The following is an 18661-nucleotide window of genomic DNA, read 5'->3' on the forward strand; positions in this document are numbered from 1 at the left end:
GTTCACGTTGTTTGTTTCGTTCAGTTTTCAAAGAACTACTTAGTCGCTCATTTGCGACTTCCTTATGTTAACATCTTCATTTTTCGATGTCAACTAAGTTTTTCAATTTCTTTTTTGTCGTTTTCTGCGTTTCCGCATCAGCGACGGTTATTAATATATCATGTAGAAAAATGAAATGCAATAGTTTTTCTAATAAAATTTTTAACTTAGTAAAAAAGCATAAAAACAGCAACTTTCTTCTATATAAGTATAGTTTTTTAATCTGGCATCCACTTAACGAGCAATAATCTCGCTTTCCTTTTAATAGAAGGTTTCTCTCCCCTCAAATAAAGAAATAAAAAAAGCTTTGGAGAAATCTCCAAAGCTTAGTCTTGTTTATGGCGCATAGCTGGGAATAATAGTACGTCACGAATAGATGGTGCGTTTGTTAATAACATAACAAGACGATCAATACCGATTCCTAACCCACCCGTAGGAGGCATACCGTACTCAAGAGCTTCGATATAATCATCATCCATCATGTGAGCTTCGTCATTACCTTGCTCGCGCTCTTTTAGTTGAGCTTCAAAACGTTCTTTTTGATCGATTGGATCATTTAACTCAGTGAATGCATTTGCATGTTCACGCGCAACGATAAATAACTCAAAACGATCTGTGAATCGTGGATCTTCGTCATTCTTTTTCGCAAGTGGCGAAATTTCTACCGGATGACCGTAAATAAATGTTGGTTGGATTAATTTATCTTCTACTTTTTGTTCGAAGAACTCATTAATAATATGACCAACTTCCATTGTATTCTTAATTTCCACATTATGTTCTTTTGCAAGTTCACGCGCTTCTTCTACACTCATTGGATTCCAGAAATCTGCTCCAGAGTGTTGCTTAATTGCATCTACCATATGAAGACGTGTCCATTCTGGCTCTAGATTAATTTCATAATCACCATATTGGATTGTTGTTGTACCCAATACTTTTTTCGCGATATGAGCAACCATATTTTCTGTTAGTTTCATAATATCATTATAATCAGCGTACGCTTCATATAATTCAATCATCGTAAACTCAGGGTTATGACGAGTTGATACACCCTCATTACGGAATACACGGCCGATCTCATAAACCTTTTCTAATCCACCCACAATAAGACGTTTTAAATGAAGTTCAATTGCGATACGCATATATAATTCCATATCTAACGCATTATGGTGTGTAGTGAAAGGACGAGCAGACGCTCCACCTGCAATCGCGTGCATCATAGGCGTTTCCACTTCAAGATAACCGTTGTCATCTAAATATCTTCTCATTTCACGAATGATTTTACTACGGGTAACGAACGTTTCACGGCTTTCCATACTTGTAATTAAGTCCAAGTAACGTTGACGATAGCGTTGTTCAACATCTTTTAATCCATGGTATTTATCCGGTAATGGACGAAGGGATTTCGTTAAAAGTGTAAATCCTATGGCTTTTACTGAAAGTTCTCCAACGTTTGTTTTGAACACTTTACCTTCAATACCTACTAAGTCACCTAAATCTGCTGTCGTAAATAACTCGTACTCTTCATCTCCAACAGTATCTTTACGAACATAAATTTGAACTTGCCCCTGTAAATCTTGAATATGCGCAAATCCCGCTTTTCCTTTACCGCGTTTTGTCATAATACGACCAGCGATAGAAACAGTGATTTCTTTCTCTTCTAATTCCTCTTTAGAGAATTCTCCATATAGACTTACTAAGTCAGTTGTTGAATTTGTGCGTTCAAATCGTTTACCGAACGGATCGATTCCTTGCTCACGTAAATTATGTAGCTTTTCACGACGAACAAGCAATTGGTCGTTTAATTCTTCGTGGTTCATGTTATCCATGATATTAATATCACTCCAGCTCTATTAATTTTTACAATATATACAGTATAGCATTTTCTACTCAACTAGAAAAACTGCCAGCAACTAACTGGCAGTTCTTCTTTCTTTCACGTAATTATAGGAAGTGTATAGAAGAATGTCAATCTCCTATGCCCCCTTATTAACCAACATAAATTGTTTGTTGTTTCGCTTCTACTTCTTCTACAAATGCACCTAATACATTCGCAAGGTCTTCACGTGTGTCGCAAGTATTGATACCATTACGCACACTCGCATTACCACGAACACCTTTTAAATACCAAGCTGCATGCTTTCTCATCTCTCTTACGGCAACATTTTCGTTCTTTAAATCGATAAGACGATCTAGATGCAACATACATACATCAATTTTCTCACGCACTGTTGGTTCCGGCATTAACTCACCTGTCTCTAAATACTTTACCGTACGATAAATCATCCACGGATCTCCAAGAGCAGCGCGACCAATCATAACACCATCTACACCAATTTCATCAAGCATACGCTTTGCATCTTGTGGTGTTTCGACATCGCCATTTCCGATAACCGGAATATTTACAGCCTGCTTTACTTGTTTAATAATATTCCAATCCGCTTTACCTTCATACATTTGCACTCGTGTACGCCCATGAACAGCTATCGCTTGTCCACCAGCACGCTCAACAGCTCTAGCATTTTCTATTGCGAAAATATGTTCTTCATCCCAACCAATACGCATTTTAACTGTAACTGGCTTTTCAACAGCATCTACAACCGCCGCTACCATCTCATATATTTTATTTGGGTCTAAAAGCCACTTTGCTCCTGCATCACACTTAGTGATTTTCGGTACTGGGCACCCCATATTAATATCAATAATGTCTGCTGTCGTATATTTATCTACGTATTTCGCAGCATCTACAAGAGTTTCTTTCTCTCCACCAAAAATTTGTAAACTTAATGGCTTTTCTCTCTCATCGATATATAACATATCTAATGTTCTTTTGTTATTAAGTAATATTGCCTTATCACTTACCATTTCAGCACAAACTAAACCTGCACCAAATTCTTTTACCGTCAAACGGAATGCAGAGTTACACACTCCCGCCATCGGTGCTAGTACAACTGGATTTTTCATCTCAATATTTGCAATCTTTAACACCCGACTTACTCCTTCCTTTACGGTCACTTTGGCATCAATTCGTCTATTGAAACGTTTAATGTTTTAGCGACTTCTACTACAAAATCTTGGGAAGGTGATCTATTGCCCCTCTCAACTTCACCTAAAACCGATACAGATACCCCTAATTCTTTCGCAAAACCTTCTTGCGTATAGCCTTTTAGCTTTCGAAAAGCACGAATGCGTCTTCCCCATTTTTCTGCTTCCATACCGTTACTCCCTCTCGCCTTTTCATTTCTTCTACTTGTGAACGTGAAATGTCTTGTTTTATATCTTGATTGATTTCTAACAACGGAACGATAACAAAAGCTCTTTCGAACATCCGCGGATGCGGAACAATAAGATTCTCTGCTTCAATATTTTCTTGATTATATAGTAAAATGTCAAGGTCGATGGTCCTCGGGCCCCATCTAATTTCCCTTTTTCTTCCTAGGTCATTCTCTACCCTTTGTGTTACTTTCAATAATTCTTGCGGTGATAAATTGGTAGAAATTTTTATAACTAAATTTAAAAAGCAATTTTGGTCAGTATAGCCAACCGGATCAGTTTCATATACAGACGAAACATCATCAACTTGGATATGCTGGTTTTTATTTAAAAACTGAATTGCTTCAGTTAAATAAGTATAACGCTCCCCAATATTGGAACCTAATGCAATGTACGCTATATTATTCATGGACGCTCTCTCGTAATTTCTACCGCTACAGCACGATAATGTCCTGGTATCGGCGGATCCGGTTTAATTACCTTAATTGTACACCGTGAAATACTCTCATATTGTTTCAATATATCTGTAGCGATATTTTCAGCGATACTCTCTACAAGCTTATACGTTCTATCTTCAACAACTTTTCTACACAGCTCAAAAAGTTCCCCGTAATTGACAGAATGCTCTAAGTCGTCACTTTCTCCTGCGCGTTTTAAATCCAACTCCACCGTTAAATCTACTTTAAATCTCTGACCTAATTTATTCTCTTCTGGGAATACACCATGATAACCGTAAAACTCCATATCATGGATATAAATTTTATCCAATTACTTTACCCCCTTACCAATCATCGCGTCCATCATCTTAGCCATACGCGCCATTTCTTTCACATCATGAACACGGATAAACTCACAGCCCTTTTCAATACCAAGACAAACGGTAGCTCCCGTTCCTTCAAGACGTTCCTCCACTGGTAAATCTAACACATGGCCAATAAAGGACTTTCTTGAAGTACCTAAGAGAACTGGGTAACCCAGTACATTTAACTGTTCTAAATTGCGCATCGCTTCTAAATTTTGCTCAGGTGTTTTCGCAAAACCGATACCTGGGTCTAAAATAATATTCTCATCTCGCACACCAGCATCTTTAGCAATTTTAATACTTTCATACAAATCAGCAATCATATCGGCCATTAAATTGCGGTAATTCATATTATCTCGGTTATGCATTAAGATAATAGGCACATCATAATAGGCTGCAACTTCAGCAATCCTCGGTTCCGCCTTCGCTCCCCAAATATCATTAATAATATGAGCACCAGCTTCAATCGCTTGTTTCGCAACCTCAGCTTTATACGTATCAATAGAAATAGGTAGCTTTACTTCTTTTGACACTGCCTGAATCATTGGAACAACTCGCTTTATTTCCTCTTCTACTGAAACTTTAGCGAAACCCGGACGGGTAGATTCGCCGCCAATATCAATAATATGGACACCTTCACTTTTCATTTCTTTCGCATGTCGCACCGCAGCATCTACTTCGTTGTAACTCCCACCATCAGAAAATGAATCTGGCGTTACATTTAAAATCCCCATAATTAATGTCTTTTCATTTAAGTTCAATGTATATTCGCCGCAGCGCAAATCATAATCCCACTTCAAACTACACATCTCCTCTTCGCAATTCATTTCTGCTCCACAATTTCTCTCTCTGCACTCCATAAAGATCCATAAGTCTTTTTGTAACCACTCCCACTTTACCCGGGAAATCTTTCTCCTCTATACGATAAAGGGGGACAATCTCTTGAATAGAGTTCGTTACGAACACTTCATCCGCTGAAAGCAATTCATCTTTTGTAAAGAAACCTTCCTTTACTTCTATATCTAGCTCTTCAGCAGCCTTTATAATAAACGCACGAGTGATTCCGTTTAAAATCCCTGTTTCTAATGAAGGAGTATATAAAATATCTCCTTTAACAAAAAAGAGATTCGAAACAATACCCTCTGCAACATAACCTGTTTCGGTAAGAAAAATACCTTCCTTATTCACAACATTTCCAATTTCGCGTTTCCCTAAAATATTATTTAAATAATGATGGGACTTCAAGCGAAATGCACCCTCTGGTGTATTTCTCACTTGCTTTAAAATAACTCCTTCTTTTTCCACTACATTCCCTGGAGCTGCTAAAGGTTTTATAAAAACAATAACAGACGGTTCTTCATATACTTCCGTTTGTAATCCTATTTCATCTATACCCGCCGATACATTTAAGCGCACATATGCATGCTTTAACCCATTCTTAACAAGTAGATTCTTTAAAATAAGCATCACTTCATCTTTTGTCATTGTCCATTTGATTTGCAATATATCGAGCGCATCCATTAAGCGTTCATAATGATCATCCAATAAAAAGAGATGACCATTATAAATACGAAATGTCTCAAAAACCCCAAGTCCATATAGGTAACCGTGGTCATAAGGAGAAATTTTCGCTTCACTCGCTTCTACATACGCGCCATTTACGTAAATTAACACGATGTCACACTTGGGCTATATTTGCGAATGAAATTCTGTAGCAATTCTTTCCCGTGAGAAGTCATAATAGATTCCGGATGGAATTGTACCCCTTCAATCGGCAACGTTTTATGACGAAGCGCCATAATTTCACCTTCTTCAGTCCAAGATGTTATCTCTAAACAATTCGGTAACGTCTCTTTTTTAACGATAAGAGAGTGATAACGTGTCGCGGTAAATGGATTTGGGATATCAGAAAAAATCGTCTGCCCATCATGATGCATTAAAGATGTTTTTCCATGCATCAAACGCTCTGCCCTGACAACATCCCCTCCAAATACTTGTGCAATTGATTGATGTCCAAGACAGACCCCAAAAATCGGAAGCTTACCTGCAAAATATTTAATAACATCCATACTGATTCCCGCCTCATTAGGACTACATGGACCTGGCGAAATCATTAAAAAATCCGGTTTCATATTCTCAATATCCGAAATAGTCACTTCATCATTACGCCTAACAACAAGCTCTTGTCCAAGTTCTCCAAGAAACTGCACTAAATTAAATGTAAAAGAATCATAATTATCAATCATTAATATCATTTCTCTCACCTAACCGTTTCTTCGCTACTTTCTTTTGCACGCCATAAAGCGATTGCTTTTTTTAACGACTCTTTATATTCATTTTTTGGATTTGAATCAATTACAATACCCGCTCCAGCTTGCACATGCGCTTGTCCATCTTTAGCAAGTAGTGTTCGGATTACAATATTCAATTCCGTATCTCCAGAATAACCAATCCAACCAATTGACCCTGTATAAATTCCTCGGCGAACAGGTTCTAATTCTTCAATAATTTCCATCGTACGTATTTTCGGGGCACCGGTAATTGTCCCACCAGGAAATACAGCCTTCACCAAATCGAAAGCATCTTTATCTGCTTCCACCTCACCACGCACATTAGAAACAATATGCATAACGTGTGAGTATTTTTCAATCACCATAAATTCATCTACTTCAACAGTGCCATATTTACAAACCCGGCCCAAGTCATTTCGTTCTAAATCCACAAGCATTACATGCTCTGCTCTTTCCTTTTCATTTTCAATTAATTCTTTCGCTAATTCTTCATCCTCTTGCTCACTTGCTCCTCGAGAGCGCGTACCAGCAATCGGTCTTGTACTCACTTCTTTTCCTTGCTTTTTAATTAGCAATTCAGGCGAAGCACTAACAATTTGAAAATCTCCAAACTCCAAGTAACCCATATATGGAGATGGATTAATTTCACGAAGACTTGTATATATTTCTAGTGGATGTGTTTGTAATGTTCTTTCTTGTCTTGTCGACAAGTTTACTTGAAACACATCACCCGCTCCAATATATTCTTGAATACGTTCAACGGCCTTCATAAAGCCCTCTTCCGTAAAAGCGACTGCTTCATTTTTCTTTTCAGGAGATTCAAACGGCATAGTCACTTCGGGGGCTTCTTTCATCCAAAGACCCTTCCATTCATTTAATCGTTCTTCTGCCTCTTCACACTCATCTACATAATGCGTAATAATCCATAATACTCTCTCCTGTTGATCATACACAAACACGTCATCAAATAACAAAAAGAATATGTCAGGTATATTAATATCATCCTTCGCAAGAGAAGAAAGTTTTTCAATATAACGGATACAATCATAACTAAAGTATCCAATTGCCCCACCTTGAAAAGGTGGGTACTCCGGATTATAATCCGTTTTCCATTTCTCCATATACGCTTGCATTAAATCTAACGGATTCCCTCGCTTTATTGTTTCCTTACCACTTTCACTTATATGTAACGTCTCATTCTTACCCTGAATTACCGCTACTGGATCCAGCCCAACAATATTATAACGACCACCACGTCCACTTTCTAACAAAATATGTTGCGGCTTATCCTGAGAAAGAAATTTATATTGCTTAAAGAAATCTAACTGATATGGAATAGAAAGCGCTAAAGATTTTCTTCGTTGCATATCAACACCCCGTCTTCTGTTATCCCACCCTCTTAAGCCAATCAAATCAAACTACATAAAATTATTTATATAGAGAATGATTATACTTGAGGGCTAGTGAAAATAAATTAATTATACTACTTCTTATTTTACATGAAGTTTTCTAGTCATTCACTCTTTTCCTTTTTCCAATCAAAAAAGAAAAAGCATCCTTTTTTAAGGATGCTTTTCAAATCACATTCACTTATGACTCAAATTGATAAAGTGGTGTACTTAAATAACGTTCACCGTTACTTGGGATAATAACAAGTACCTTTTTCCCTTTACCTAATTTCTTCGCAACTTCTGTCGCTGCATAAACGACTGCTCCCGAAGAGATACCAACTAAAATACCTTCTTCTTTAGCCACTCTTCTCGCATATTCGAACGCTTGCTCCGTTTTCACTTGAATAATTTCATCATATACCTCTACATCCAATGTCTCCGGAACAAACCCCGCTCCAATTCCTTGAATCTTATGTGGTCCTGGCTTTCCACCAGATAATACTGGTGAATCCGCAGGTTCTACCGCGTAAATTTTGATATCTTTATAAGCCTCTTTCAGCACTTCACCGGCACCTGTAATTGTTCCACCTGTACCAATACCTGCGATAAACGCATCTAATTGATCCCCCATCTGTTCAACAATTTCTGGACCTGTTGTTATACGATGGATTTCTGGATTCGCTTGATTTTGGAACTGTTGTGGTATAAAGTACCCATGTTCTTCTGCTAATTCAGTTGCCTTTCGAATTGCTCCGCCCATTCCTTCAGGTCCTGGAGTCAATACTAATTCAGCACCGTAAGCGCGTAATAAATTACGACGCTCAATACTCATTGTTTCTGGCATTACTAAAATTGCCTTATATCCTTTAGCAGCTGCTACCATCGCTAAGCCAATACCTGTGTTACCACTTGTCGGCTCAATGATTGTATCGCCCTCTTTTAATAATCCTTTATTTTCAGCATCTTCAATCATAGCTAACGCGATACGATCTTTAACACTGCTCCCCGGATTCATAAATTCTAATTTTAAGTATACATCTGCGCTGTCTGATTCTACGATGCGGTTCAACTTAACGATCGGCGTTTTCCCGATTAATTCTGAAACTGATTGTGCCACTCGCATTCCTGTCACTCCTAACACCGAGTATTTTTATTGGTTTTATCTATATTTAGATTTTGTCAGAAAATTCCCTGTTTGTCAATCTATTTGGGCGGCTGATTCTCCACCTAAACTTCTTTATTACAGCTTCTCAATTAGACTTGTAATATCTTCTTTAGCGAATTTATGTCGTTCATTACAGAAGTGACAGTGAACTTCCGTCTCTTCTTCTTCTGCACGAATTTGTTCTAACTCCGCTTTACCTAAACTAATTAGCACACTTTCAATACGCTCACGTGAACATGTACAATTAAATTGAACATCCATTGTTTCTAGCACTTTCACTTTATCTTCTCCAAGCACTTCATACAGTAATTCTTCTGGAGAAAGACCTTGTTCGATTAATTGTGATACCGGCGGGATTTGTTGAAGACGCTCTTCAATAAATGAAATTGTTTCTTCCTGCGCACCTGGCATAATTTGAAGAATGAATCCACCCGCCGCTAATACGCTATCATCTCCATTTACAAGAACACCAACACCTACAGAAGAAGGTGTCTGCTCAGAAACCGCGAAATAATATGTGAAATCTTCCCCTAGTTCTCCTGAAACAATGGGAGATTGACCAATAAACGGTTCACGCATACCGATATCTTTAATTACCGTTACAAATCCTTCTGTACCTACCGCTTGATATACACGTAATTTTCCTTGTTCCGTTCCTTCAAAATCAACATGCGGATTCGTTACATAACCACGTACATCCCCATTTGCATGAGCATCGACTAAAATAGGACCAATCGGGCCGTTACCCTCTACTTTAATCGTTAACTTCTGCTCGCCCTTTAACATAGCACCCATCATTGTACCCGCAGTTAAAGAACGACCAAGTGCCGCTGAAGCTGTTCTCCATGTATCATGACGCTTTTGCGCCTCACTTACTGTATTTGTTGTACGTACACTATAAGCACGAACCTCTCCATTAAACGCTAACGCTTTTACTAAATAATCTTTCATACTTATTTATTCACCCTTCTCATGTTGTAAATTTGCATTACGCTCATATAACATATACAAACCTTTTAACGTTAAAAACGGATCTACAATATCAATTACATTTGATTCTTCTGAAATTAATTTTGCTAATCCACCTGTTGCAATAACTTTCGGTTCTTGCTTAGCTTCTTCCTTCATACGCTTAACAATACCTTCCACTTGTCCAACGTATCCATAAAGAATACCTGATTGCATTGCACTTACTGTATTCTTCCCGATAACACTACCCGGTTTTGTAATTTCAATACGAGGAAGCTTTGCTGCCCTGCTATATAAAGCCTCTGCCGAAATCATAATTCCTGGCGTAATGACGCCACCCATATAATGCTTCTCTTCGTTAATATAACAATATGTAGTAGCCGTACCAAAATCAACAATAATAAGCGGACTTCCATATAAGTGGATTCCTGCTACTGCATTTACAATTCGGTCCGCGCCTACTTCACGTGGATTTTCATATTTAATATTCAAGCCAGTTTTTATCCCAGGCCCCACTACAAGCGGTTTAATTTTAAAATACTTTTCACACATACGCTCTAAAGCGAACATAATTGGCGGTACGACTGAAGACACAATAATACCTTTCACATCTTCAAAAGAAAGACCTTCATGCTCAAGTAACTGCTTTACAAGCATCCCATACTCATCTTCTGTTTTATGACGATCTGTTTCCATGCGCCAATGCTGACGAAGTTCTCCCTCTTCAAACACACCTAGTACCGCATTTGTGTTCCCTACATCCAATACAAAAATCATATTCTCACCACTTATCTTATTTAATCTATATTTGCGCAGTATGTATAAAACTTATAAAAACATCATATCACACATACTTATATAATCATTTTTTCTATACTCATCATTGTACAAAAAGATTACTCTCTATTTCAATTTTTAATAATAGTTTCATTCAATTTTTTTTGCCACTTAAATTCATTCCACAAAAAAAAGGAGTGACTATTGTCACTCCTTTTTTCTTACTTATCTTCTGTATCTTCATCGTCTTTCTTCATATTGATGTTTACTTTCACATCATCTGAAGATGTTGGACGCTCAGGTAATCTGCCATAATCATATAAATGATTAATTTGCTCTGCATCTAATGTTTCTACTTCAAGTAACGTTTTCGCGATAATATCAAGCTTATCTCGTTTTTCAGTAAGAATTTGTTTCGCACGAGCATAACAGTCTTTAATAATTATTTGCATTTCCACATCAATTTCATGTGCGATTGCATCACTGTAGTTTTGTTCTGAATGGAAGTCTCTTCCTAAGAATACCTGACCACCTTGTGAGCTACCAAATTGCATCGGTCCAAGCTTATCACTCATCCCGAATTCTGTAACCATACGTCTTGCAATACCAGTCGCACGTTGGAAGTCGTTGTGAGCACCTGTACTTGCTTCACCAAATACAATCTCCTCAGCTACTCGACCACCAAGTAAACCAGTGATTTTATCAAGTAACTCTGGTTTTGTCATGAAGTAACGATCTTCCTTCGGAAGCATTACCGCATATCCACCAGCTTGACCACGAGGGACAATTGTTACTTTATGAACGATATCTGCTTCATCAAGGACAACACCAATTACAGTATGGCCAGCCTCATGGAATGCAACGATATTACGTTCTTTTTCAGAGATAACGCGACTTTTCTTAGCTGGACCTGCAATAACACGATCCGTCGCTTCATCGATGTCACTCATATCAATTTTCTTCTTATCTTGACGCGCAGCTACTAAAGCAGCTTCGTTTAATAAGTTTTCAAGATCGGCACCAGAGAATCCTGGTGTACGAGTTGCAATTGCTCTTAAGTTGACATTCTCATCAAGCGGTTTATTACGAGCGTGTACCTTAAGTACAGCTTCACGACCATTTACATCTGGACGATCTACTGTAATTTGACGGTCAAAACGACCTGGACGTAATAACGCTGGATCAAGAATATCAGGACGGTTTGTCGCAGCGATGATAATAATACCTTCATTTGCACCGAATCCATCCATTTCAACAAGCAATTGGTTCAACGTTTGTTCACGCTCATCATGACCACCGCCAAGACCCGCGCCACGTTGACGTCCTACTGCATCAATTTCATCAATGAAAATGATACAAGGAGCATTTTTCTTTGCGTTTTCAAATAAATCACGTACACGGGATGCACCGACACCGACGAACATCTCTACGAAGTCAGAACCACTAATAGAGAAGAACGGAACGCCTGCTTCACCTGCAACAGCACGTGCTAGTAAAGTTTTACCTGTACCTGGAGGTCCCACTAATAGAACACCCTTCGGAATACGGGCACCAACTTCAGCGAACTTACGAGGGTCTTTCAAGAATTCAACTACCTCAACAAGTTCTTGTTTCTCTTCATCCGCTCCAGCAACATCTCTGAAACGAATTTTTTTCTTTTCATCATTGTATAGCTTCGCCTTACTTTTCCCGAAGTTCATAACACGGCTACCGCCGCCCTGAGCTTGGTTTAATAAGAAGAAGAATAAAATGAAGATAATGACAAACGGAATGATAGAAGTAAAGAACGTTACCCAAGCACTTGTTTCTTCTGCTGGTTGATACTTAACTTCAGCCCCTTGCGCTTTATCATTAATTTTCTTTTGTAATTCCTCAGTATTTGGTGCATAAGTAACAAATTGTTCTCCTTGGCTAGAAGTCTTGAATTGTCCCTTTACCTCAAACACACCATTTTTCGGTTGAAGCTGCACATTACGCACTTCACCTTTTTCAAGTTGAGTAATGAATTTATCGTAGCTAACTGATGTCGTTTTTTGCGTCGAACCATTAAAATAGCTCACGATTCCAATTACTACTAAGAATATCAGTAAATAAAAGATGGTATTACGGAAGATACGATTCATTCCTAACCTCCTCTCACGGCATAAACACTATAGTAAATCGTAACATAAAAAAAATTTCCTATACAATTGTAACGCCTATATTTAATTAATTTGAGTAAACACTTGGTTTTAATACTCCTACATAAGGAAGATTACGGTACTGCTCTTTATAATCTAATCCATATCCTACAACAAATTCATGAGGAACAGTAAATCCAACATAATCTGCTTTCAGATCAACCTTACGGCCTGTTGGCTTATCTAATAAAGTAACAATTTTTACAGATTTCGCTTTACGATATTTAAACAGATCCACTAAATAGCTTAGTGTAAGACCGCTATCAATAATATCTTCAACGATTAAAATATCGCGACCTTCTACCGAAGTATCAAGATCTTTTAAGATTTTTACTTCGCCTGTCGAAACTGTAGAGTGACCGTAGCTAGATACAGCCATAAAATCCATTTCAAGATATGTATCTGTTCTCTTTAATAAATCTGCCATAAATGGCATTGCACCCTTTAGTACACCAATCGCAAGAGGTACTGTATTTTTGTAATCCTCTGCAATAACTGCACCTAGTTCGTGCACCTTTTCTTGTATTTGTTCTTCAGAAATTAATACTTTTTCGATATCTTGATTCATCATTTCATTATCCTCCCGGAAGACTCCTTGCTTTTGTAGTGAATAATCATGTATTTACCCTTCTTTGCTAGCTCTTTCGAAGTAGCAAACGCAGATCGTTTCAACAAGGGTACCCAAATAATATTTCCACTTGCGTCACAAACGATCGGCCATTCTTCTCTTTTTTCTTTTGGTACTTTTGCTTCGATAAAAACAGCTTTTATCTTTTTTGTACCATCCATACCTTGCATTGACATGCGATCTCCATTTTCCCTAGACCGAATACGAAGTGGATACGATATATCATTATACTTAGCAACAAATACTGTTTCATTCATGTTACTCGGTATATCTTCGCTCACCTCTGTTACAAGTTTATCCCCATTCGGCAATATAATTGTCCCAGGTACTGATAAATCTTGCGAAAAAGGAGAAACAATTTCTTGTTTAAATCCAAAACCACATTCTTCGTATGTGCGAACAATTTTCAAACCACCTGGAAAATCTAGTGAACCTGAAGGTTGTGCCCGCTTAAAAAATTCAATCACCTTGTCAATATGTATAGAAGAAAGCGAAGATGGAATCTTATATTCATAAAGATAGTTTAATATTAGTTGAATCCCTCTTCTTTGTAAAGGCATAGACATGGATTCAAAGGCAGGAATTGATAAGCTAATTTGTTTATCGCTTTTTTTTGTAATTACTTTATTCATTTTCTCAAAAGCTAATTCCTGCAAATAAGCCTCATCCTCTTGCATCTGCACGCTAAATTTTTGAAATTTCTCATGCATTTGTGGATTTTCTTCTTTCAAATAAGGAAGGACATATTTACGTAATCGATTCCTTGTATATACTTCTTTTTTATTACTCGGATCTATACGCGGAATAACTTTTAATTTATTACAGTAATCAACAATTTCTTCCTTAGTTACCCCAAGTAACGGCCTAATTAAATATCCATTATGAAAAGATCGCTTCACTGCAATTCCTGCGTATCCTTTCGGAGTACTCCCTCGTACAAGGCGCATTAAAATCGTCTCTACTTGATCATCTCCATGGTGACCAAGAGCTACATATCTCGCATCATATTTCTTCATTATTCTTTCCAAAAATGCATATCTGCATTCTCTAGCTGCAACTTGTGCATTCATTCCATATTGCTGTTGATATTGCGACACATTAATCCTTAGCGTTTCACAAATAACTCCTAGCTCTTTGCAAAGACCCTGTACAAACTGTAAATCCTCATAAGATTCATTACCTCTAAACATATGGTCCACATGTGCTACTACAATTTCTAGCTGTTTTTCTGCCCTTTTTTCTAACAAATAATATAAAAGAGCCAAAGAGTCAGGACCACCAGAAACCCCTACAACAATTGTTGAATGTTTCTTTAATACATCATGCTGCTTTACAAAGTCATCTACTTTTTCAACAAATGCATCTTTCAACTTCGCAATCACCTTTCATTAAACAAGAACAACAACATTAGTTACCTTGTATATAATGGTACAACTTTTACAAACATTGTGCAAAAAAAAGATGTACAAAATCCATATTTTTATCTTACATCCCTCCTGTATATTTAACAAAGTAATCACATTACCTTTTTAATCAAAAAAACCTAGGCATCTACCTAGGTTTTTTGATTATTTTATTGCGCCTGCATTCCTACTATTGGAATCGTAGCCCACTTCGGCATATTTTTCTTTACTTTCGCCACCACAATAGTCATATCATCATTTATATAACCATCACCAGAGCGAATTACTTCTTCCATAATAATATCAGCGATTTCCTGTGGGTCCTCTGTTTGTAGTTCTTTAATTTTACGTTTTATCCATAATTCGTGATTCTCCACATGTTGCGCTCCCTCAAAGATGCCGTCACTCATCATGATAAGAAGATCACCCGTTTTTAATTGCTCACCAACCACATCAACTTCAACATCTTCAATGATTCCCATCGGCAAATTACTTGCCTCAATTTTCAAAATATTATTTCCGCGTTTAACAAAACTCGGCGTCGATCCAATCTTTAAAAACTTCGCACTCGCATCTCTTAAATCTACCATAGCCAAGTCAAGCGTTGTATACATCTCCTCTGTCGTCCTTAAAGAAAGAATCGAATTGATGGACTTAATCGCTATTTCTTCATCAATACCTGATTGAAGTATCTTTTGTAATAATTTTACCGTTTCCCTACTCTCCATATGAGCCCTTTGTCCATTTCCCATACCATCACTAATCGCAAGTGCATATTTACCAACGCTCAAATCCATCATCGCGTAGGAATCACCTGAAATAAACCCACCACCTTTTGCAGCAGTGGCCAATCCTGTATCAAGAGAATACGTCTTCGCTGAACCAAATGATATTAAACTGTGCCCATTTGGATATGAGGATTTCTCTTCATGCTTAACGACGATATTCTCTTTTAAAATATCTGAAAGCATTGGAGCAACCAACTTCTCACATTCCCCATGTTCATTAGACGCAGCCGGAATCAACATTTCAATATCAATACTTCCTCTATCTAAACAATAAATATCAACATGCTCCACTTCGACACCAAAATCACGAAACGCTTGTAAAATTTGCTCCTCCTGCGCTTGATGGTTCTCTCTTTCTCGTTGTATCTCCTTAGCGAAATCCTCCATCACTTTTGATACACCTAGTAATTGCTCCGCTACAATTCTACGATTTTCCTTCATTTGTTTTCTTAATTTCTGCCCCTCATAGAAGTGATCTAATTCACCTGCTACTAAATCCGTTACTTTCTTCCCTCTCACACAATGCTTGTCCCATTCACGAACTAACTTCCGATTATGCTGCAGCGTTCCTTCTTCTGTTTCACTCATTATTTGTTTCATATAATCGTATGTTTTATCAAAATTAACTACCCAACATTGATCCTTCTTAAAGCATGTTTGACATGTTTTTGCAGTAATTGTACTTAAAAATAAATCAGCTTCTGTTTCTTTATCTTCCTCCTCCACATACCCGTATACAGAAAAGCTATTAGACAAAGCAGCAAATACATTAGCAAATTGATTGATTTTGTTTGCTGTAACATCGCGCACTCTTCTTAAATATTGTTGTTGATCCTGTGAATGTTCCTGTGTACCCGGCATAAATTTAGCAATACGATCCATAACAAGCTTCGGTGTTAATAAGAAGAAAACAATCGCTACACCAGATTCAATTAAAGTTGTTACAATACTTGTTTGCTTGTCTACATATAATGTAATTAAGCTTGTACCAATTAATAAACCTAAACTAACTCCTATACGCTTCCCTTCTTTTAACAATCCCCCAAGCAATCCTGAAAAGGCAAGGAGACTAAGTTGAGACAAGCTCGCCACATTTGCTAAACTTAATATTAACCCAGTGACCACTCCTACCGTGGACCCTGTAGCTGCCCCTGCAATAAAGGCAAATACTAATACTAAATATCTAGTGAAAATATGTTGAATAGAAGCATCATAAACAAACCAATCTGTTGTGCCCGTTAAAACAGATGCTAGTAATATAATTAAACAAACAATTTCTTCTGTTTCTAACGCTTGTTGCTTCCCTTTCCTTTCCACTAAAAGCGGAACACTTTGTAAAAATATCATCGTTAATACGAAGCTAAGCCCCGCTTCGATCGTACTGACGAGCAGATCATACATGGTGACGGTTTGCTGTGCAAAATATACAACAACTAAATGTGCGGTTAATGCGGAGATAAATACTTGGAATGGTACAAGTCCAACAGTTTTACGTGTAAACCGACTAAAGAAGATATTATAAATAAAGAAGGTAAAGATAGATGCAAAAGTAAAAAATAAATTATCTATTGAAACTGAAAGTGCTCCCCCCATTAGGGCTAAGAACGCGAGCGGCATTTTATCTCGCTTCATAACATAAACAGCAGCAAAAAACGGCAATGCAAACGGTAAAATGTTTGTTAATATATATGCTCGTCCCAAAAGAAAACCAATAACAGCAATAATGAATCCCCATCTAAAGAAAACTTTTTCAAACTTCATTCGCAACTTACTCGTCCACTTTATTGTTCCAAGCTGACTTTCATTCATCGCCAATGCACTTGTATTCATAGTATTCCTTCCTGCTTTAGGCATATTTTTAACACCACCTGCATAGTTTAATTACTGTTATTATAAAAGATGATTATTGGTTTTTTTGTCAAAACAACAGTTTTGACTTTTATAATCGTTCGACTTTTTATTCGAAATAAATCTACATATATACATAGTATTTAATTTATTCAAAGAGAGTTGAAAGAATGTTCAGAAAATATAGGGTGATTTTGTAGAAGTATTGTACGTCTTAATTTATATTTAACAAAAAAAGACCATGCAAATTTGCATGATCTTTTTAGATGACCCGTACGGGATTCGAACCCGTGTTACCGCCGTGAAAGGGCGGTGTCTTAACCACTTGACCAACGGGCCGTTAAATTAAATATAGCGGCGGAGGGGATCGAACCCCCGACCTCACGGGTATGAACCGTACGCTCTAGCCAGCTGAGCTACACCGCCATGTCGTCGTATTTAACGGACAATTAGTATATTACATCAGATATATTTTAAAGTCAATACATCTCAAAAACTTTTTTAAAAATATATTCTCTCACATAAAAAAGTACCCGAGTAATTACTCTGGGTACCTCTCTATATGTTAAGAATTAAACGGACTCATTATCCGCGACGTGCGCCACGGCCACCACGTTTAGATTCTGTGTTACGCTTTAAAGAAGTTAAACGATCTTCACTATCTTTTAAAAAGCGTGCCATCTTTTGCTCAAATGTTTCTTTTGGAGCTCGTTCGTTACCGCCACCGCGGTTATCTCTGTTGGAAGAACGATTATTACGTTGTGGACGTCCAGAACGTTGTTGATCACCACCACGTTGGTATTCACCGCGTGGACGATCTCCTTCTGTTTTTTCACGTTCTTTCGCTTTCTTAATAGATAGGCCAATTTTGCCATCTTTTTCAACATTGATAACTTTTACTTCTACTTGGTCGCCTACTTTTAAGTGATCGTTAATATCTTTCACATAATTATCAGCAACTTCACTAATATGAACAAGACCTGTTAAGCCTTCTGGCAGCTCCACAAAAGCCCCAAAATTTGTAATACCTGTTACTTTACCCTGTAACTTGCTGCCTACCTCGATTGACATAAAAAAAATGCTCCTCCTTAGTGGTTAAAAAGTCAAATT

General features: G+C 37.5%; 17 protein-coding genes and 2 tRNA genes. All 19 read right to left on the reverse strand.

Annotated elements, in window-relative coordinates; genetic code table 11:
• Positions 1 to 365: 365 nt before the first annotated feature.
• Positions 366 to 1865, reverse strand: coding sequence for a lysine--tRNA ligase (gene lysS, locus AC0IXC_RS28185; RefSeq protein ID WP_002009709.1), 1500 nt, complete (start codon positions 1863 to 1865; stop codon positions 366 to 368).
• A 160-nt stretch (positions 1866 to 2025) separates the two neighbouring features.
• Entirely contained in the window at positions 2026 to 3024 is a 999-nt protein-coding gene (dusB, locus tag AC0IXC_RS28190; protein WP_002009708.1) for a tRNA dihydrouridine synthase DusB, read from the reverse strand.
• Positions 3025 to 3047: 23 nt separating this feature from the next.
• Positions 3048 to 3251, reverse strand: a complete 204-nt coding sequence (locus AC0IXC_RS28195) for a helix-turn-helix domain-containing protein (RefSeq protein ID WP_002009706.1) — start codon at positions 3249 to 3251, stop codon at positions 3048 to 3050.
• Positions 3203 to 3718: a 2-amino-4-hydroxy-6-hydroxymethyldihydropteridine diphosphokinase gene (gene folK / locus AC0IXC_RS28200; RefSeq protein ID WP_002138868.1), complete on the reverse strand. Its 516-nt coding sequence runs from the start codon at positions 3716 to 3718 to the stop codon at positions 3203 to 3205. Before folK ends, AC0IXC_RS28195 begins: the two co-directional genes overlap by 49 nt.
• Complete coding sequence (folB, locus tag AC0IXC_RS28205) at positions 3715 to 4077, reverse strand: dihydroneopterin aldolase (protein WP_000358063.1); 363 nt, start codon at positions 4075 to 4077, stop codon at positions 3715 to 3717. Before folB ends, folK begins: the two co-directional genes overlap by 4 nt.
• Positions 4078 to 4938 (reverse strand): dihydropteroate synthase, encoded by an 861-nt coding sequence (gene folP, locus AC0IXC_RS28210; protein WP_061689485.1) that lies wholly within the window; start codon positions 4936 to 4938, stop codon positions 4078 to 4080.
• Complete coding sequence (gene pabC, locus AC0IXC_RS28215) at positions 4913 to 5785, reverse strand: aminodeoxychorismate lyase (protein WP_002091560.1); 873 nt, start codon at positions 5783 to 5785, stop codon at positions 4913 to 4915. Before pabC ends, folP begins: the two co-directional genes overlap by 26 nt.
• Positions 5779 to 6366: an aminodeoxychorismate/anthranilate synthase component II gene (gene pabA / locus AC0IXC_RS28220; RefSeq protein ID WP_002029312.1), complete on the reverse strand. Its 588-nt coding sequence runs from the start codon at positions 6364 to 6366 to the stop codon at positions 5779 to 5781. The genes pabC and pabA overlap by 7 nt, the downstream gene beginning before the upstream one ends.
• 5 nt (positions 6367 to 6371) lie before the next feature.
• Positions 6372 to 7769 (reverse strand): anthranilate synthase component I, encoded by a 1398-nt coding sequence (gene trpE / locus AC0IXC_RS28225; RefSeq protein WP_060750757.1) that lies wholly within the window; start codon positions 7767 to 7769, stop codon positions 6372 to 6374.
• A 223-nt stretch (positions 7770 to 7992) separates the two neighbouring features.
• Positions 7993 to 8916 (reverse strand): cysteine synthase A, encoded by a 924-nt coding sequence (cysK, locus tag AC0IXC_RS28230; RefSeq protein ID WP_002130221.1) that lies wholly within the window; start codon positions 8914 to 8916, stop codon positions 7993 to 7995.
• 117 nt (positions 8917 to 9033) lie between these two features.
• Positions 9034 to 9909: a redox-regulated molecular chaperone HslO gene (gene hslO, locus AC0IXC_RS28235; RefSeq protein ID WP_002009693.1), complete on the reverse strand. Its 876-nt coding sequence runs from the start codon at positions 9907 to 9909 to the stop codon at positions 9034 to 9036.
• A gap of 6 nt (positions 9910 to 9915) precedes the next feature.
• The gene (locus tag AC0IXC_RS28240; RefSeq protein ID WP_002009692.1) at positions 9916 to 10704 is read right to left on the reverse strand and encodes a type III pantothenate kinase; all 789 of its coding nucleotides are present in this window, start codon (positions 10702 to 10704) and stop codon (positions 9916 to 9918) included.
• Between the two features lie 221 nt (positions 10705 to 10925).
• Positions 10926 to 12827 (reverse strand): ATP-dependent zinc metalloprotease FtsH, encoded by a 1902-nt coding sequence (gene ftsH / locus AC0IXC_RS28245; RefSeq protein ID WP_002091565.1) that lies wholly within the window; start codon positions 12825 to 12827, stop codon positions 10926 to 10928.
• Between the two features lie 85 nt (positions 12828 to 12912).
• Complete coding sequence (gene hpt / locus AC0IXC_RS28250; protein WP_002124550.1) at positions 12913 to 13455, reverse strand: hypoxanthine phosphoribosyltransferase; 543 nt, start codon at positions 13453 to 13455, stop codon at positions 12913 to 12915.
• Positions 13452 to 14882, reverse strand: a complete 1431-nt coding sequence (tilS, locus tag AC0IXC_RS28255; protein ID WP_002107305.1) for a tRNA lysidine(34) synthetase TilS — start codon at positions 14880 to 14882, stop codon at positions 13452 to 13454. Before tilS ends, hpt begins: the two co-directional genes overlap by 4 nt.
• Before the next feature lie 203 nt (positions 14883 to 15085).
• Complete coding sequence (gene spoIIE, locus AC0IXC_RS28260; protein ID WP_002091571.1) at positions 15086 to 17557, reverse strand: stage II sporulation protein E; 2472 nt, start codon at positions 17555 to 17557, stop codon at positions 15086 to 15088.
• 261 nt (positions 17558 to 17818) lie between these two features.
• Positions 17819 to 17890: transfer RNA gene (locus tag AC0IXC_RS28265), tRNA-Glu, on the reverse strand.
• Positions 17891 to 17903: 13 nt separating this feature from the next.
• Positions 17904 to 17977, reverse strand: a tRNA-Met gene (locus AC0IXC_RS28270).
• 159 nt (positions 17978 to 18136) lie between these two features.
• Positions 18137 to 18622 (reverse strand): S1 domain-containing RNA-binding protein, encoded by a 486-nt coding sequence (locus AC0IXC_RS28275; RefSeq protein WP_002009683.1) that lies wholly within the window; start codon positions 18620 to 18622, stop codon positions 18137 to 18139.
• Between the last annotated feature and the right edge of the window lie 39 nt (positions 18623 to 18661).

The organism is Bacillus sp. AC266 (genome assembly GCF_979253805.1).

Excerpts from the sequence above, each read along its gene's own strand:
- AC0IXC_RS28240 (WP_002009692.1), bottom strand. The coding sequence starts at position 10,704 with ATGATTTTTGTATTGGATGTAGGGAACACAAATGCGGTACTAGGTGTG.
- cysK (WP_002130221.1), bottom strand. The coding sequence starts at position 8,916 with ATGCGAGTGGCACAATCAGTTTCAGAATTAATCGGGAAAACGCCGATC.
- pabA (WP_002029312.1), bottom strand. The coding sequence starts at position 6,366 with ATGATATTAATGATTGATAATTATGATTCTTTTACATTTAATTTAGTG.
- AC0IXC_RS28275 (WP_002009683.1), bottom strand. The coding sequence starts at position 18,622 with ATGTCAATCGAGGTAGGCAGCAAGTTACAGGGTAAAGTAACAGGTATT.
- trpE (WP_060750757.1), bottom strand. The coding sequence starts at position 7,769 with ATGCAACGAAGAAAATCTTTAGCGCTTTCTATTCCATATCAGTTAGAT.
- folP (WP_061689485.1), bottom strand. The coding sequence starts at position 4,938 with ATGAATTGCGAAGAGGAGATGTGTAGTTTGAAGTGGGATTATGATTTG.
- ftsH (WP_002091565.1), bottom strand. The coding sequence starts at position 12,827 with ATGAATCGTATCTTCCGTAATACCATCTTTTATTTACTGATATTCTTA.
- folK (WP_002138868.1), bottom strand. The coding sequence starts at position 3,718 with ATGAATAATATAGCGTACATTGCATTAGGTTCCAATATTGGGGAGCGT.
- AC0IXC_RS28195 (WP_002009706.1), bottom strand. The coding sequence starts at position 3,251 with ATGGAAGCAGAAAAATGGGGAAGACGCATTCGTGCTTTTCGAAAGCTA.
- hslO (WP_002009693.1), bottom strand. The coding sequence starts at position 9,909 with ATGAAAGATTATTTAGTAAAAGCGTTAGCGTTTAATGGAGAGGTTCGT.
- spoIIE (WP_002091571.1), bottom strand. The coding sequence starts at position 17,557 with ATGCCTAAAGCAGGAAGGAATACTATGAATACAAGTGCATTGGCGATG.
- lysS (WP_002009709.1), bottom strand. The coding sequence starts at position 1,865 with ATGGATAACATGAACCACGAAGAATTAAACGACCAATTGCTTGTTCGT.
- hpt (WP_002124550.1), bottom strand. The coding sequence starts at position 13,455 with ATGATGAATCAAGATATCGAAAAAGTATTAATTTCTGAAGAACAAATA.